This window comes from Aquibium carbonis (assembly GCF_003970795.1).
Classification (GTDB): Bacteria; Pseudomonadota; Alphaproteobacteria; order Rhizobiales; family Rhizobiaceae; genus Aquibium; species Aquibium carbonis.
This window is the reverse complement of sequence record NZ_RWKW01000040.1, coordinates 20,501-36,169: the sequence shown is the minus strand read 5'-3', so window position 1 is coordinate 36,169 and position 15,669 is coordinate 20,501. Positions and strand designations below refer to the sequence as shown.

15 protein-coding genes are annotated in these 15,669 nt (G+C 67.3%); 4 read left to right on the top strand and 11 right to left on the bottom strand.

Features of this window, described 5'->3' with window-relative positions:
- Window positions 1–8: 8 nt before the first annotated feature.
- Window positions 9–986: a UDP-glucose 4-epimerase GalE gene (gene galE, locus EJC49_RS11710; protein WP_126700115.1), complete on the bottom strand. Its 978-nt coding sequence runs from the start codon at window positions 984–986 to the stop codon at window positions 9–11.
- Window positions 987–1,204: 218 nt separating this feature from the next.
- Here galE and EJC49_RS11705 point away from each other — a divergent pair, with 218 nt between their 5' ends.
- Window positions 1,205–2,542 carry a UDP-glucose dehydrogenase family protein gene (locus EJC49_RS11705; RefSeq protein ID WP_126700114.1) on the top strand — a complete coding sequence of 446 codons (1,338 nt, stop codon included), beginning with the start codon at window positions 1,205–1,207 and terminating at the stop codon, window positions 2,540–2,542.
- A gap of 141 nt (window positions 2,543–2,683) precedes the next feature.
- On the opposite strand, the gene ftsZ is transcribed toward EJC49_RS11705, so the two are convergent.
- The 3 genes from ftsZ to EJC49_RS11690 all read right to left on the bottom strand — a co-directional run bounded on the left by ftsZ (window position 2,684) and on the right by EJC49_RS11690 (window position 5,152).
- Complete coding sequence (gene ftsZ, locus EJC49_RS11700) at window positions 2,684–3,721, bottom strand: cell division protein FtsZ (RefSeq protein WP_126700113.1); 1,038 nt, start codon at window positions 3,719–3,721, stop codon at window positions 2,684–2,686.
- A 97-nt stretch (window positions 3,722–3,818) separates the two neighbouring features.
- A complete protein-coding gene (locus EJC49_RS11695; RefSeq protein ID WP_126700112.1) occupies window positions 3,819–4,010 on the bottom strand; it encodes a hypothetical protein in 192 nt (63 codons plus the stop codon).
- Complete coding sequence (locus EJC49_RS11690; protein WP_126700111.1) at window positions 4,007–5,152, bottom strand: NAD(P)/FAD-dependent oxidoreductase; 1,146 nt, start codon at window positions 5,150–5,152, stop codon at window positions 4,007–4,009. The genes EJC49_RS11695 and EJC49_RS11690 overlap by 4 nt, the downstream gene beginning before the upstream one ends.
- 109 nt (window positions 5,153–5,261) lie before the next feature.
- Between EJC49_RS11690 and EJC49_RS11685 the strand changes: the two genes are divergently transcribed.
- A complete protein-coding gene (locus tag EJC49_RS11685; RefSeq protein WP_126700110.1) occupies window positions 5,262–5,849 on the top strand; it encodes a helix-turn-helix domain-containing protein in 588 nt (195 codons plus the stop codon).
- Between the two features lie 10 nt (window positions 5,850–5,859).
- Here the strand turns inward: EJC49_RS11685 and EJC49_RS11680 are convergent, their stop codons facing one another.
- The 5 genes from EJC49_RS11680 to EJC49_RS11660 all read right to left on the bottom strand — a co-directional run bounded on the left by EJC49_RS11680 (window position 5,860) and on the right by EJC49_RS11660 (window position 10,547).
- Window positions 5,860–6,837 (bottom strand): fumarylacetoacetate hydrolase family protein, encoded by a 978-nt coding sequence (locus EJC49_RS11680; protein ID WP_126700109.1) that lies wholly within the window; start codon window positions 6,835–6,837, stop codon window positions 5,860–5,862.
- A 125-nt stretch (window positions 6,838–6,962) separates the two neighbouring features.
- Complete coding sequence (locus EJC49_RS11675; protein WP_126700108.1) at window positions 6,963–8,090, bottom strand: FAD-dependent oxidoreductase; 1,128 nt, start codon at window positions 8,088–8,090, stop codon at window positions 6,963–6,965.
- Window positions 8,087–8,434, bottom strand: coding sequence for a Rieske (2Fe-2S) protein (locus EJC49_RS11670; RefSeq protein WP_126700107.1), 348 nt, complete (start codon window positions 8,432–8,434; stop codon window positions 8,087–8,089). The genes EJC49_RS11675 and EJC49_RS11670 overlap by 4 nt, the downstream gene beginning before the upstream one ends.
- Window positions 8,431–9,372, bottom strand: a complete 942-nt coding sequence (locus EJC49_RS11665; protein ID WP_126700106.1) for a VOC family protein — start codon at window positions 9,370–9,372, stop codon at window positions 8,431–8,433. Before EJC49_RS11665 ends, EJC49_RS11670 begins: the two co-directional genes overlap by 4 nt.
- A 17-nt stretch (window positions 9,373–9,389) precedes the next feature.
- Window positions 9,390–10,547, bottom strand: a complete 1,158-nt coding sequence (locus EJC49_RS11660) for an alpha/beta hydrolase family protein (protein ID WP_126700105.1) — start codon at window positions 10,545–10,547, stop codon at window positions 9,390–9,392.
- A 107-nt stretch (window positions 10,548–10,654) separates the two neighbouring features.
- Here EJC49_RS11660 and EJC49_RS11655 point away from each other — a divergent pair, with 107 nt between their 5' ends.
- Together EJC49_RS11655 and EJC49_RS11650 are read left to right on the top strand one after the other, a co-directional pair.
- On the top strand, window positions 10,655–11,563 hold the full coding sequence (locus EJC49_RS11655; RefSeq protein ID WP_126700104.1) for a LysR family transcriptional regulator: 909 nt from the start codon (window positions 10,655–10,657) through the stop codon (window positions 11,561–11,563).
- 131 nt (window positions 11,564–11,694) lie between these two features.
- The gene (locus tag EJC49_RS11650) at window positions 11,695–12,699 is read left to right on the top strand and encodes a TRAP transporter substrate-binding protein (protein ID WP_126700103.1); all 1,005 of its coding nucleotides are present in this window, start codon (window positions 11,695–11,697) and stop codon (window positions 12,697–12,699) included.
- A 174-nt stretch (window positions 12,700–12,873) separates the two neighbouring features.
- Here the strand turns inward: EJC49_RS11650 and EJC49_RS11645 are convergent, their stop codons facing one another.
- Both EJC49_RS11645 and EJC49_RS11640 read right to left on the bottom strand, forming a co-directional pair.
- Window positions 12,874–14,820 carry a TRAP transporter large permease gene (locus tag EJC49_RS11645; RefSeq protein ID WP_126700102.1) on the bottom strand — a complete coding sequence of 649 codons (1,947 nt, stop codon included), beginning with the start codon at window positions 14,818–14,820 and terminating at the stop codon, window positions 12,874–12,876.
- A gap of 66 nt (window positions 14,821–14,886) precedes the next feature.
- Window positions 14,887–15,660 carry a cyclase family protein gene (locus tag EJC49_RS11640; RefSeq protein ID WP_126700101.1) on the bottom strand — a complete coding sequence of 258 codons (774 nt, stop codon included), beginning with the start codon at window positions 15,658–15,660 and terminating at the stop codon, window positions 14,887–14,889.
- Between the last annotated feature and the right edge of the window lie 9 nt (window positions 15,661–15,669).

The window sequence follows — 15,669 nt, the reverse complement described above, 5'->3', positions numbered from 1 at the left end:
GAGGCGCTTCAGCCTGCGTTTCGGCCGGAATGCCAGCGCCATGCGCTCGCCACGATGTCCTCCAGCGAACGGCCGGGCGCCCAGCCGAGCAAAGCCCTGGCCTTGCGGTTGTCGGCCACCAGCGATGGCGCGTCTCCTGCGCGCCGCGGCCCGAAGGAGACCGGAAAGTCGCGTCCGCTGACCGCCCTGACCACGGCCAGCAGCTCATTGAGCGACGTGCCGGTGCCGGTGCCGAGATTGACGGCCGCGCTCGCCCCGCCACCAAGCAGATGCTCGAGGGCGCGCGTGTGCGCGTCGGCGAGGTCCATGACGTGGACGAAGTCGCGAACGCAGGTGCCGTCGCGGGTGTCGTAGTCCGTCCCGTTCACCGTGAAACCGGCGCGGCGCCCCATCGCCGCCTCGATCGCGATCGGGATCGCATGCGTCTCCGGCTCGTGCCACTCGCCGATGCGCCCGTCCTCGTCGGCACCGGCGGCGTTGAAGTAGCGCAGCACCGCCGACCTGAACCCGCGGAGCCGGTCGAGGTCGGCCAGGATCGTCTCGACCATCAGCTTGCCGTGGCCATAGGGATTGATCGGCGCCTGCCGGTGGTCCTCCGCCATCGGCGACGTCTCCGGAACGCCGTAGGTGGCGCAGGTCGACGAGAAGACGAGCTTGTCGATGCCGGCCTCGGTCGCCGCCGACAGGAGGCTGATCGTCCCGCCGACATTGTTGTCGTAGAAGGCGAGCGGGTCGAGCAACGACACTCCGACCTCGCTCAGCGCCGCGAAATGGATGATCGCTTCCGGCCGGTGTCGGGCGATGACGTCGCGCAGGCGGTCGCGGTCGTGCAGGTCGCCGATTTCGAGCGGCCCCCATTGCACGAACGTCTCGTGGCCGCTGGACAGATTGTCGTAGACGACCGGGACGTGCCCCTTGCCGGCGAGGTCGAGGCAGCAATGCGCCCCGATGTAGCCTGCGCCGCCCACGACCAGAACCGTCGCCATGCCGTCCTACCCTGCCCGTTGGCCCAACCGTCGCCTCGCCGACGCCGGCCGGTGATGGCAGGAGCCGCGACCATTGTCACGTCCGATCGGCGATAATGTGGGGTTGCCCGAAGGCGTCATCCGGGCGCGGAGCCGACCTGGCGGCGCGCAGGGCGTTGCGCTTCGCGGCGCGGCGTGGGATACGCCCGGTCGCATCGAAGCCACAGGGAACGGAACGCGTGCGGATCACAATCTTCGGAACGGGCTATGTCGGCCTGGTGCAGGCGGCGGTCTTTGCCGAAGCGGGCTACCAGGTGCTGTGCGTCGATGTCGACGCCGACAAGGTGGCGCGGCTCGCGCGCGGCGAGGTGCCCATCTACGAGCCCGATCTGCAGCACCCCGTGGTCGAGAACGGCGCGGCGGGACGGCTGCGCTTCACCACCGACGCGGCCCGCGGCGTGGCGCATGGCGACATCCAGTTCATCGCCGTCGGCACCCCGCCGGACGAGGACGGCTCGGCGGATCTCACCTACGTGCTGGCCGTGGCCGACACGATCGCCACCCATATGGACACCGAAACACTGGTGGTCGTGAAGTCCACCGTGCCCGTCGGCACGTCCGACAAGGTGCGCGCCAAGATCGTCGAGCGGCTGGCCGCGCGCGGCCGCAGCGACCTGCAGTTCGACGTGGCTTCCAATCCGGAATTCCTGAAGGAAGGTTCGGCGGTGGCCGATTGCACGCGCCCCGACCGCATCATCATCGGCGTTGCCTCGCGGCGCGCCGAGGAACGCCTGCGCGAGCTCTATGCGCCCTTCAACCGCAATCGCGAGAAGATCATCGCGATGGACATCAGAAGCGCCGAACTGACCAAGTATGCCGCCAACTGCATGCTCGCCACCAAGATCAGCTTCATGAACGAGATCGCCAATCTCGCCGACCGGCTGGGCGCCGACATCGAACACGTCCGCCACGGCATCGGCTCCGACCCCCGCATCGGATACAACTTCATCTATCCGGGCGTCGGCTATGGCGGCTCGTGCTTCCCGAAGGACGTCCAGGCGCTGATCCGCACGGCCGACCAGATCGGCTTCGACGCTGCTCTGCTGAAATCGGTCGAGGAGCGCAACAACCGCCAGAAAAGCTACATCGTCGACAAGATCCACGCCCATTTCGGCCCGGACCTGGGCGGCCGGACGTTCGCGCTCTGGGGGCTGGCCTTCAAGCCCAACACTGACGACATGCGTGAGGCCCCGTCGCGCGTCATCATGGAGGCGTTGTGGGCAGCCGGCGCCACCGTTCGGGCCCACGACCCCAAGGCGATGGAAGAATGCCAGCGCATCTACGGCGACCGGCCCGACCTCGTGCTTTGCGACACTCGCGACGAAGCGCTTCAGGGCGCCGACGCGCTGATCCTCGTCACCGAGTGGAAGGCCTACAACATCATCGACTTCGACGACATGAAGGCAACCCTGAAGCAGCCGGTGATTTTCGACGGCCGCAACGTCTACGACCCCGCGGCGGCGAAGCGTCACGGAATCACGCTCTATGCCGTGGGTCGCGGGACGCGAAACGGCTGAACCGGAACATTTCCAGAGAAGCCAGCCCGCTGAATGCCGTCTGGCTTCACGGGCAGAGACGTCGATGTCGGCTCTGCCACACGATCGGAACAACGGACGACACCCACGTCGCCCGCTGAAGGATCATCGCGAATCCCGGCGCTACTGCAGGACCCTGCCGCCCGATGACTGCATGTGCTGGCCGAGCGACTGCGGCTGATGCTGGGCCTCCGCAGCCTCGGGTCCCTGCAGCCCGGCGGCCACGATCGACACCCTGAAATTGCCTTCGAGGCTCTTGTCGAAAATGGCGCCGACGATGATGTCGGCGTCGTCGGGCACTTCGGCACGAACGCGCGAGGCGGCCTCGTCGACCTCGAACAGCGTCATGTCCATGCCACCCGAGATCGAGACCAGCACGCCCTTGGCGCCGGCGATCGACGATTCGTCGAGAAGCGGATTGGCGATCGCCGCCTCGGCGGCGTTCCGGGCGCGGCCGTCGCCCTTGGCCTCTCCGGTTCCCATCATCGCCCGGCCCATGTCGCGCATGACGGAGCGCACGTCGGCGAAATCCAGGTTGATCAGGCCTTCCTTGACGATCAGGTCGGTGATGCAGCCGACGCCCGAATAGAGAACGCGATCGGCAATGACGAAGGCGTCGGCGAACGTGGTCTTGGCGTCCGCGACCCGAAAGAGGTTCTGATTGGGGATAACGATGACGGTGTCGGCCACCTGGCGGAGCCGCTCGATGCCCGCTTCGGCCATCTGCATGCGCCGCCGCCCCTCGAACGCGAAGGGCTTGGTGACGACCGCGACCGTGAGGATGCCGGCGCGGCGCGCCGCTTCGGCGATGACGGGCGCCGCACCCGTGCCGGTGCCGCCGCCCATGCCCGCCGTGACGAAGCACATGTGCGTGCCCGACAGATGATCCATGATCTCGTCGATCGATTCCTCTGCGGCGGCCTGCCCCACCTCCGGAAGCGAGCCGGCGCCAAGCCCCTGCGTGACCTGGGCGCCGAGCTGGATCAGCTTCGGCGCCTTCGACATGGCGAGCGCCTGGGCATCCGTGTTGGCGACGATGAACTCCGCCCCCTGCAAGTTCTCGGCGATCATGTTGTTGACCGCGTTTCCGCCGCCGCCGCCGACACCGATGATGGTGATCTTCGGGCGCATCTCGGCGATGGGCTTGTTGTGGTCGGCCATGGCTTTTCTCTTCCGGCAAATGCCCGTGGGTCGGGGCGCTCGTCGGAAGCCGAAGCCGCCGACGGCTGGTTCGAATCAGCCCCCTGCGTCCAAGGAATCAGAGACGGACGCCACCTGCAATCGCTCTTTGCACGATCCAGCGCATTTGCCCGGGTCGGCAGAGTCCGGCAGGCCACGCGGCGACCGGGCCAGGGCCTAAGGCGATAACGGCGGCAGCGCTGATGACGTAGGCGATCGCCAGTCCCGACCCGAGCAGCAGAAGGCCGATGATCGGGACCAGCCAGATCATGCGCCGCCTCCCAGCCGTTCGGCCCCGAGCATCCAGGGCTCCACGCCTTCCGCCGCGATTTCGTCGGGGAGCGGGCGTCGAAGCACCAGCGCGGCAGCGACGCGGGAAAGGGCCGGGGCGCTCTGGATGCCGTAGCCCCCCTGCCCCGCCAGCCAGAAAAACCCCGGCGCGTCGGGCGCATATCCCGCGACCGGCGCCTTGTCGGCGACGAAAGAACGCAAGCCCGCCCATTTGTGCTCGATCCGCCGCACCGAGATGTCGAAGGCGGTCTCGATACGGTCGATGCAGATGGCGACGTCGATCTCCTCCGGCTGCGCGTCGCAAGGCACGGACGGCGTCTCGTCGGCCGGCGAGATCAGGAGCTTGCCGGCATCGGGCTTGATGTAGAACTGCTCGTCGACGTCCACGACAGCCGGCCAGACGCCGGGATGGTCGGGCACCACGCCTTCGGGCGGATCGATGAGGAGCGCGGTGCGGCGCTTCGGAACGAGACCGATCCGGGACACGCCCGCCATCGCGGCGATCTCGTCGGCCCAGGCGCCCGCCGCGTTGACGACGATGGGCGCTCGGAAGCCACCATTGCGCGTCTCGACCCGCCAGTCGTCGCCGCCGCGACCGAGCCCGACGACACCGGAATCGGTCCGCACGATCCCGCCGCGCGCGGTCAGCATCTTGAGATAGTGCTGGTGCAGCGCGTTCACGTCGATGTCGGCCGCCGTCTCGTCCAGTAGCGCACCGGCGACATGGCCGGCGCGGAGAAGCGGCATGCCCGCGCGCGCCCTTTCGGGATCGATCGGGCGCACCGCATCGCCGAGTTCATCCGAGAGATCCGCGAGGGCGCCGGCCTGGTCCGCACGGGCGATGAACAGAACGCTGCGCTGTTTCAGCAAAGGATGGGAAACGAACGGGCTTTCGGGATTGAGATAGATGGGAAGCGAGGCGCGCGAGAGCGCGCGGATCACGGGGGGACCGTAGGCGACGGTGAACAAAGCCGCCGATCGGCCGGTCGTGTGATAGCCGGGACGGCCTTCGGCCTCGAGGAGCAGGACACGCCGCTCGCCGGCGAGTTCGGCCGCCACCGACGCGCCCGCCATGCCGGCGCCAATGACGATGATGTCGTAAAAATCGTCTGACTTGACCATCCGTATCCCCTCTTCGACGAAAGCTAGCATCGACTTTCCGATTGGAAAAGACGGTTTTCCAATACGAAAACTGCTTTCCGGATCGATTGGTGGACCCTAAAACCGTTTCATGTTGCAGACCGGCAAGACCGACAGCCAGCGGGTGGAATTCGGGAAACGGATTCGCAAGTTGCGACGTGACAAGGGCTGGACCCTTGCGCAAGTCGCGCAGCTATCCGGACTGGCGGTCTCCACCATCTCGAAGGCCGAGCGCGGCATCATCGCGCTGACCTACGACCGGCTGGCGCAACTGGCGAACGGGCTGGGCGCCGATATGGCCGCCTTCTTCGACGCCCGGGGAACCCGGTTCGAGGACGGCGCTTTCGCGGTCGCCCGCAAGGCCGAGTTCAGCCGCCAGGAAACGAACAACCACGTCTATGAAATGCTCTTCCCGGAGTTGCGGCAGAAAGCCATGATCCCGGTGATGGGCACGCTGAAGGCCCATGACATCCTGGACTTCGAAGAATTCGTCCGTCACCCGGGCCAGGAATTCCTGGTCGTGCTGGAAGGCGCGGTGACCGTCCATCTGGAGGGACGCGATCCCGTCGTCCTGCAACAGGGCGATTCGATCTATTTCGACAGTTCGCGCGGCCATCTCTACGCTTCGAGCGGCGAGACCGACGCCCGAATCCTCGTGGTCTGCGCCGGTCAGAGGTAGGGGCTGGCCCTCAGGCCTTCACGACCTCCTGGTCGAGCGCACCGAAGGGCGTGCTGCCGTCGTCGGTCCGAGCTTCCATGCGCACGCGGTCGCCGAAGGACAGGAATGGGGTCTTGGGCACGCCGTCGCGCAGGATTTCCAGCACGCGCACCTCCGACAGGCAAGACGATCCGGCTTGCGGGTCGTCGTTGGAAACCGTGCCGGTGCCGATGATGGTGCCGGCCGACAGCCGGCGCGTCGCCGCGCAATGGGAGATCAGCCGGGCGAAGGAGAAGGCCGACGCGCCGCCATGCGCGCGCCCGACCTCGCGGCCATTGATGGCGACGTGAAGTCGAAGCTGGATGCGGCCATCGCGCCAGGCGTCGCCGAGTTCGTCCGGCGTGATGGCCACCGGCGCGAAGGACGTCGAGGGCTTGGCCTGGATCCAGCCGAAGCCGCGACTCATTTCATAGGGTGCGAGCTTGCGCAGCGACCAGTCGTTCAGTTGGACGAGCAGGCGGACATGGTCGAGCGCCGCCTCCGTCTCCGTGCCCATCGGCACGTCGCCGACGATCACGCCGAACTCGCCCTCCATGTCGATCTGGTGTTCCTCGGAGACGAAGGGCATCGGCTCGCACGGGCCGCGCAGGTCGTCGCTGCCGCCCTGATAGACCACCGGCACCGTGCCGAAGTCGGGGATCGGCGGAGCGTTGAAGGCCTTCTCCATCAGGCGACCGTGGTGCAGGAACGACGACCCGTCGAGCCAGGCCGAGGCCCGCGGCAGCGGCGCCATGCAGCGGGCGGGATCGAAGGGTTCGGCGTGCGGCACGCGGCCGCCGTCGAGATCCTCGGCGAGCGCCCGCAAGGCCGGCGCCAGATCGTCCCAGGTTTCCAGCGCGGCGCGCATTGTGGGCGCGATGTCGCGAGCCGGCGCCGCCAGGCGCAGGTCGCGGCTGACGATCCAGAGCTGTCCGTCCCGGCTGCCATCGGCATAGGTGGCGAGTTTCATGCAATGTTCCTCCCGGCTTTCGAGCCTGTTCGTGGTCCGGCGGACGCCGGCTGAACACTTCCTACGGCAGTTGCCTGGCGCCCGACAGGCCCGCGAAGCGGCGACGGTTGGCCAGACGCTTCGTCTCAGATCGGCCGGGCCAGCGCGCCGAGCGTCATGCCCATCAGCTTCGAGTGCTCTTCCTGGGTGCCGTGCCCCTGCTCGATCTCGGCCAGGCGCCCGGAATTCTCCACCACCATGCGGCAGCGCTCCCAGCGCCGGTCCTGGAACGCGGCCAGTGCGGCCGGCAGGCTCGTTTCGCGCGCCAGTTCCTCGGCCAGCACGATCGCGTCCTCGAGCCCGATCATGGCGCCCGCCGCCATGTGCGGCGTGGTGGCGTGCGCGGCGTCGCCGATCAGCACCACGCGCCCCTTGTACCAGGGCGCCGGCAACAGAAGCTGTTCCAGCGGGCGATAGACGATCTGGCTGTCATCGCCGAGGCCATCGGCCACCGCCTGGAGGGTCGGCGACGGAAACCGCGAGAGCAGCGCCTTGAGCGTGGCCACATGGGTCTCGGGCGGCACGTGATCGTTGGTCGGCCGATCCTCGGTCATGAACAGATAGGACTGGGCAGCCGACACGTGGTTGATGCCGGCCTTCAGCTTCGGCCCCATCCACATGGCGGTGGTGGGCAGGTTCGCCGGGCGCGGGATGACCGCCCGCCAGACCGCCTGACCGATGTAGCGCGGCTTCGCAGCCTCCGGCCAGAGCGCGCTTCGCACGGCCGAGTTCAGTCCATCGGCCCCGACGACCAGATCGTAGCCGGCCGTCGTTCCATCGGTGAAGCCGACGCGGCAGGCATCCGCCCCGTCCTCGATCCCGGTAAAGCTCGTCCCGAGCCGGACGTCGACACCCTCGGCCCTGACTGTCTCGGCCAGAAGGCGCGCCAGAAGCGGGCGCATGGCACCCCCGTTGCCGGGCATCCCATCGACCACGGAGGGCGTGGGGAGGCTGGCGAAGATCTGATCCTGCGGGCCGCGGATGTCGACGCCGTCGCTCATCGCGCCCTCGGCGCGGAAGCCGTCGAGGATGCCGAGCGTTCTGAAAGCGCGGAACGTCCCGCCATTGAGGCTGATGCCGGCGCCGTAGCTACGCCAACCCGGGTCGATCTCCACCAGATCGACCTCGATCCCGCCCCGCTTGAGCTGGATGGCCGCCGCCATGCCTGAAAATCCGCCGCCGATGACCAGCGCGCGTCGCACAGTTTCGTTCATGTCCTCTCCTCCCTTGGCCGCATGCATACCGCACCGGCCGCGTCGATCGTCAATGGCACGCGGATAAGGCGCCGTCCCAGACAGGGACCCTGCACGCAGGCGCCCGTTTCGATGTCGAACCAGGCGCCGTGAGCGTGGCAGGCAATGTGGGTCCGCGCACCGTTGAGATAGGCGTCGCGCTTCCAGGCCATCGGCGTGCCACCCTTGTAGTGCGGGCAGAAGTCACGCCAGCCATGGACGCGCTCGCCCTTCCGCACCACGATGACCTTGCAGTCCAGTCCGGGCACCTCGAAGCCCCGGGCGCCACCGTCGGGCAGGTCGTCGAGGCGGCACAGCACGGTCATTGCCCGGGCTTGGGGCCTCCGCTCGGCGCCCACTTGTCGCGATGCTGGAACAGGAATGCCTGTGCCGCCTCGGCGCCCATCGGCGTCTCGCGCGGTATCCAGTCGTCGTCATGGGTGTCCATGTCGGCGTCGAACTCGACGTTGCAGCCGAGCGGGCTCTTGAAATACCAGAACCAGTTCGACCCGAACTTGTGGCGCCCCGGGCCCCAGAAGCTTTCGAAGCCGGCCTTGATCATCTTGCTGCCGGCCAGCATCAGCTCGGTCGGGCCGCCCATGTGAAAGGCCAGGTGCTCGCAGCCCTGCATGTAGGGCGGCGTGCGGATGAAGAAGTGGGTGTGGTGGTCCGGGTTGGCCTGCGGACGCAGGAACGGCCCGGTTCCGATGAAGGTGTCGGTGATGCGGAAGCCGAGCCTGTCACGGTAGAAGGCCACCGCCGGCTCGATGTCGGGCACGAACAGCACCACATGGCTGAGTGTCCTCGGGTCGGTCGGCATGTCCTGCCACACGCCGAGCTGGTTTGGCTTGCGGCCAAGGTCGCCGGGCGCATTGACCTTCTCGGCAGGCAGGTCGAGCTGCCTGCGCGTCGTCACGCGGAACGACAGTTCGAAACCCTGGTCGTCCTGCGTGCGCAGCGACCCGTCGGCGAGCCGCAACACCTGCCGATCCTTGCCGAGCTCGGCTGCCACCGCGTCGAGCGCGGCCTGGTCGACGACGCCGAGCACCTGCATGCGCAGCATGTTGCCGGTCTTCAGCGCAGGAGGCAGCGACGGGTCGTCGCGGCGGCGGATTTCCAGTCCGGTTCCGTCCAGCGACACGAAGTGACCGCCCTTCTCCGGGCTGTAGTCCTGCGGCGCCAGGCCGTAGGCGGTGAGGAACTCGTGGCAGGCGGGCACGTCGTCCACGCCGAAGACGAGGGAATCGGGTCCAATGATCTGCATGGATCGGTCTCCGTGGGTCAGGACGTACGGCCGCCGAGGCATTCGGCGACGAAGTCGGAAATGCAGTCGAGCGCCGGCCCCGAATTGTCGACGCTGGAATGCATGACGCCGCCCGTGCGCTCGTCGAAGATCACCAGTTCGCGGCGCGGGCTGTTGACCAGCTGCTCGTAGGTGCGGTGCGCCCATTTCACCGGGATCTGGGTGTCGTGCTTGCCGTGGGTGACCAGGAAGGGCACGCGGATGCGGTCGAGCACGCCGTCGAGGTGCATGTGCTCGGCCTTCTGCATGAAGTCGTCGACGTCGGTTGCGCCGAACACCCAGCAGGCATGCGCCCAGTAGTGCGGAACCGGGAAGTCGCCTTCGCGCTCCAGCCGGCGTTTCTGCACGTCGCGCCAGTCGTGGTTTGCGCCCCAGCTCACCCCGCAGGCAAAGCGCGGCTCGAAGGCCACGGCGCGGGGGGCATAGTAGCCGCCGAGGCTGACGCCCTCCATGCCGATGCGCGCGGCATCCACGTCGGCGCGCGCGGCCAGCCATTCATAGACCGGCGTCGCCCAGTGCTCGGCGTCGTGGCGGGCGACGATGTCCTGCAGCCGCAACGCCTCGCCCGTTCCGGGCTGGTCGAGCACCAGCGAGGCGACGCCGCGCCGGGCGAGGATGCCTGGAAGCTGCGCCATCAGCCGCATTTCCTTGGTGCTGTCGAAGCCGTTGACCTGCACCAGCAGCGGCTGCGGCCCCGTCACGCCTGCGGCCGGCACGAAGATGCCCGCCAGATGCTTGCCCGCATAGGGAATCTCGACGCGGTGCGCGCCGGTGCCGCCCATCGCCAGCGCCTGGTAGAACGTCGCGAGATGCCGGCGGTAGAGCGCCACGCGTCCCTCCGCCCCGTGGGCCTGCATTCGCTCGGCGATGATCATGTAGTTTGCCGCGCGCATCAGCTTGCCGGCGGCAGACAGCGTGCGGCCACGCGCGAGGTCGTCCTGCGCCAGCCCGCACAGCCGGTCGGCCATGCGTTCCCAGCCTTCGCGAAAGGCGCGCGTGCCCTCCGCGTCGGGCGCCTTGGCGGCTTCCGCGAGCGGCAGGCACATCTCGGCGATCTCGCCCATCCGCGCGCCCATCTCGATCGAGAGGTTCACGGAAAGATCCCAGACGTAATTGGTCGGAAAATAACGAAACACGCGCGGCTCCTCCTGTCGCGGCTTGTGGGGGGACGATAGCCACCCTCTTGGCATTGATGAAATTGTAAGTTTGAATGCGAGGTATTCACGAAATTTGAGGGTGGACCGTGCGCTTCAAGAATCTGGATCTCAACCTGCTGGCCGCCCTCGACAAACTCATCCACCTCCGCAGCGTCAGCCGCGCGGCCGAGGAACTGTCGATCACGCAGTCGGCCATGTCGAACGCGCTGAACCGCCTTCGTCAGCATTTCGACGATCCGCTTCTCGTCCAGGTCGGCCGCAGGATGGAACTGACGCCGCGGGCAATCGCGCTGGAGCAGCCCGTCCGCGACATTCTGGTGAGGATCGATGCAGCGGTCGCGACCCCGCCCGGTTTCGATCCGGAAACCTCCACCCGCCGGATCGGCCTGATGGTGTCGGACTACAGCCTGCACACGATCGTGCCGCCCTTCCTGGCGGCCGTCGCAAGCAAGGCGCCCTCCATGCGCGTCGACGTCAAGCCGCAGCAGAACCTGCCGCAGCTGCAACTGGAGCGCGGCGACACCGACCTCCTGATCGCGCCCGGCCTCTATTCATCGCCCGACCACCCGTCGGAGCGGCTGTTGCTGGACCCGATGGTGTGCGTCTTGGACGCGGACAATCCCGCCGTGCGCGACGGGCTTTCGATGGAAGCCTTCCTGGAAGCCCAGCATGTGGTGATGGTGCCTCCCAACACCGGCGAGAGCTTCGCGGCGCGCGTGATGCGCGAAGCCGGCCTGAGCGTCCAGATCGCGGTGACCAGCTTCTCCTTCGCATCCCTGCCCGACCTGGTGCGCTCGACCCGCCGGATCGCGCTGGTGCAGGACCGCCTGGCCAGGCGCATGGCGCGGCTGGGCGGACTGGCCGTCCTCGACCCGCCGCTGACGCTGCCGGCTCTGGAACAGAGGGTGCAATGGCACACGATCCGCGGGCAGGATCCGGCGCTCGAATGGCTGCGGGCGGAGCTGCACGCAAGCATTGCGAAGGAAACCGAGTGACGTGGAATGTATCATTGGGATCGATAGCTGACATTCAACCAATCAAATTTCCAAAGGTGTCGCTTCCCTGTAGATTTCATCCCATGCGGGTCGACGGCTGATCGGCCAGCGTTCTGAAACGGGAGGAAATCATGAGACGTCACCTGCTCGCGGCGCTGCTGTGCAGCGCCTCAATGGCCACATCCACGGCCGCATCGGCGGAAACGCTGCTCTTCGGCACGTCGAACGCCGAACAACACCCCGTGGTCACGAAGGTGCTGAAGCCCTGGGCCGATGCGGTGAATGCCGAAGGCGGCGACGCAATCCAGATCGAGATGCGCCACGGCCCCACCATGGTGAACCACGAGAACTACTACGACCGGGTCATGGACGACGTCGTGCAGGTGGTCTGGGGCATGACCGTCTTCGACCCCGGCCGGTTTCCGCGCATGCTGGTCTCGACCCTGCCGCTGATGATCGACACGTCCGAGCAAGGGTCGCTGGCGCTGTGCCGGATGCATGAGAAAGGCGCCTTCGGCGACGAAACCGCAAACGTCGTGCCGCTGCTGTTCGTGCAGTTCCCGCAATCGGCCGCCCACCTGAATGGGTCGGAACTCACCTCGATGGAACAGATCGCCGGCAAGAAGATCATCTCCGGAAGCCCCATCTCGGCAGGCATCATCCAGGCCTATGGCGGCACGCCACTGTCCATCACCATCACCGAGCAGTACCAGGCCCTGCAGCGGGGTACGGCCGACGGTACCATCATAAACTACACGGCCTTCCCCGGCTTCCGCCTCAATGAAGTGACGACGAACCATCTCGACCTCCCGCTCGGTGGCGCGCTCGGTCTGGTCTTCATGGCCAGGGACCGCTGGGATGCCTTGTCAGATGACGCCCGTGCGGTCCTGTCGAAGCACTCCGGTTGCGACGCCTCCCGCACGGCAGGCGCCACGGTCGACCAGTGGGAGGACGAGGCAAAGGGCTTCGTGGCGGCAAACGGCAAGCACACCTTCACGGCGGGAACAGCCGAGCAGGTCTCCGAACTGGCCCAGCGAGTCGGCGCCCGCGTCGAGGCAGGGTTTGCCGAGCGCGTTCCCGGCGGCGCCGACCTGATCGCCACGTTCCGCGAGGAGCTTGCGGCGGCGAAGGAATAGGTTCCGCCCGACCGTCTCGAACGGTCTCGCGGCCGGCAGCTTCAAAGGCTGCCGGCCTTTCTCGTTTCGCGATCATGTTGGAATTGTCCTGGAAGCGCTGGTTCCGACCGGAACCATGCATGAAGCCGGCGGGTCATCGATCCCGCCCGCATGCGTGCCGAGATGGCGGCGCGATCAGTTCATCGTCGACGGCAACCAGAGCGCCAGCGCCGGGAACGCCACGAGCAGGACGATCTTCAAGAGATCGGCCACGACGAAGGGAACGACGCCGCGCATGACCACAGACAGCGGCACGTCGGGCTGCAGGCTCTTGATGATGAAGAGATTCATCCCGAAGGGCGGCGTGATCATGCCGGTCTCGACCACCATCAGCATCAGCACGCCCCAGAACAGCATGTCGTAGCCGAGACCCAGCACCAGAGGCGTCACGACCGGCACCGTGATGACCATCACGGCGAAGCTGTCCATGACGGACCCGAGGAGCAGGTAGAGCACGATGAGGGCGGCGAGAATGATGACCGGCCGAGCGTCGAGGGACGCGATCCAGTCCGCCGCCATCATCGGTGTCTGACCGAGATTGACGAAGAAGGAGAACGCCAGCGCACCGAAGATCAGCGCGTAGATCATGGCCGTCGATGCCGTGATTTCCGAGAACACGGCCAGCAGGCTTTGCCGGTTCAGCCGCCCGCGCGCCAGGGCAAGAAGGAAGGAGCCCACCGCCCCGGCCGCCGCGCTTTCGGTCGCAGTGAAGACACCGCCGTAGAGGCCGCCGATCACCACCGCAAACAGGATCGCGACCGGCAGCGCCCCGCGCAGCGCTGCGAGCAGTTCTCCAAGGGACTGCGGTTCGGCTGCGGGCGCGGCTTCTGGATCGAGGCGAAGCACGACGAAGATCACGCCGAAATAGAGCAGCAGCGCCAGGACGGCGGGCACCATGGCTGCGACGAACAAGGCGCCGATCGACTGTTCGGTGAGCAGCGCAAAGAGAATGATGACGCCTGAGGGCGGCACCAGTGCGCCGAGCGTGCCGCCGGCCGCGACGGTGGCGCTCGACAGCGTCGGCGCATATCCACGCTGCTTCATCTGCGGCAGCGCCATGCGCCCGAAGGTCGCCGACGTGGCGATCGAATTGCCCGAAACGGCCCCGAAACCGGCACAGCCGGCGACCGTCGCATAGGCGAGCCCGCCGCGAAACCGCCCCAGCACGGCATTGCCGACGCGAAAGAGATCGTCGGATACACCGGCGACGACCGCGAAGGCGCCCATGATCAGGAACATGGGCAGAGTCGCGACCTGGTCGTTGCGAAGAAATTCCAGCGCATCGGACGCGAATGTGTTGGCGGCAGCGGGCGCCCCGACATAGGCGAGCGTACCGACGAGACCGATCAAGGCCGTGACCGTGGCGAGCGGCAATTGCGCAAGCACGCCGACCCACAGGAGAAGGAATGCCAGGATCACCGCAAAGGCTGGATTTCCCCTCACGAAGCCCGAAAATCCAGCGAAATCCGTGACGATCCAGAACGTGGCGGCGGTCGCGAAGGCGACCAGTGTGCCGACCAGCCACAGCGCCACGGGGCTCGACCGCCACCCGGCACGCACGGCCAGAGCCTGGCGCACGTCGTCGACGGCGTTCGCGACCTGCACCAGCGCCGCCAGCCCCATCGAGACGGACACGGCGAAATAGGTCGGCGCGAGCGGCCATCGCAGGATCGAGGTCGCCCGCCCCTGCGACTGGTAGCGAAGGGCCAGACCGAAGACCCGCCAGGCGAGCAGCGCGAAGAACAGGATCAGCAGGATCGAGCCGGCAGCCTTCAGCCAGGCCGACAGACGCGGACCGGTCATGTGGCCGAGCAGGTCGATGCTGAGATTCACGCGCCGCGCGGCGCCGGCCGGCAGGGTCGCGGCGATCGCCACGGCAAAGACGTTCGACATGATTTCGTTGAGCGCGACGACAGCCGACCCGAACAGCCAGCGGCCCAAGACGTCGATGCAGATGACGATCGCACCGGTGAGAATTCCCGCGACCGCGACGACGGAGATGACACCCGTACCCGCCGAGGCCCAGCGCGACCAAGGGCTCTCGCCATGTCCGAAACCGCTGGCCGACGACGCTGGTTTCATGATTTCCGCCCCTTGGGTCCGTTCACGCGCTGCTGCCGCAGCCGCGAGTTGCCTCGCGTCCTGGCATCAGCCCTCGATCAAGGCGACGGGCCGGCACCAGCCGGCCGACGCGCGCTCGACCTTGACGGGCAACGCGATGACCTCGAAGCCGGTCGGCGGCAGAAGATGCAGGTTCGCCAGTTTCTCCATGTGGCAGTAGACGGTGTCGGCGCCGGCCTTGTGTCCTTCCCAGAAGACCGACCAGTCGCCGGTCTCGCGCGCCCGTGCAGCCTGGACGGCGAGCGGCGGGTCCCAGCTCCATGCATCGGTGCCGCAGACGCGCACACCGCGGGAGGTCAGATAGAGCGTGGCCTCGCGCCCCATGCCGCAGCCGGTCCCGACGTAATCGTCCTGCCCGTAGCGGGCGCCGGCCGCCGTGTTGACGAGCACGATGTCGCCGCGAACGAGCGTATGGCCGATGCGCGCCAGTTCCGCTTCCACCTCGGCGGCCGTGACGGTGTGTCCGTTCGGCAAATGACGGAAATCGAGCTTCACCCCCGGCCCGAAGCACCAGTCGAGGGGCACCTGGTCGATCGTCATCGCCGGCTTTCCGCCATCCATGGTCGGGTGATAATGCCAGGGCGCATCCATGTGCGTGCCGTTGTGCGTGGTGATACGGCAGCGTTCGGCCGCAGCACCGGCGCCATCGCGCAGCGCGCCGGCCGGAACGCCGAACATGGCCTGGAACTCGCGGCCGCCCTCGGCGTGGTCCATGTAGTCGATCTCGGGCCCCAGACCCGGCGGATCGGACTTGATCCCAGCCGTCAGGGCGACCGCAAGGTCGATGATTGTCCTGGCCATCCTGCATGC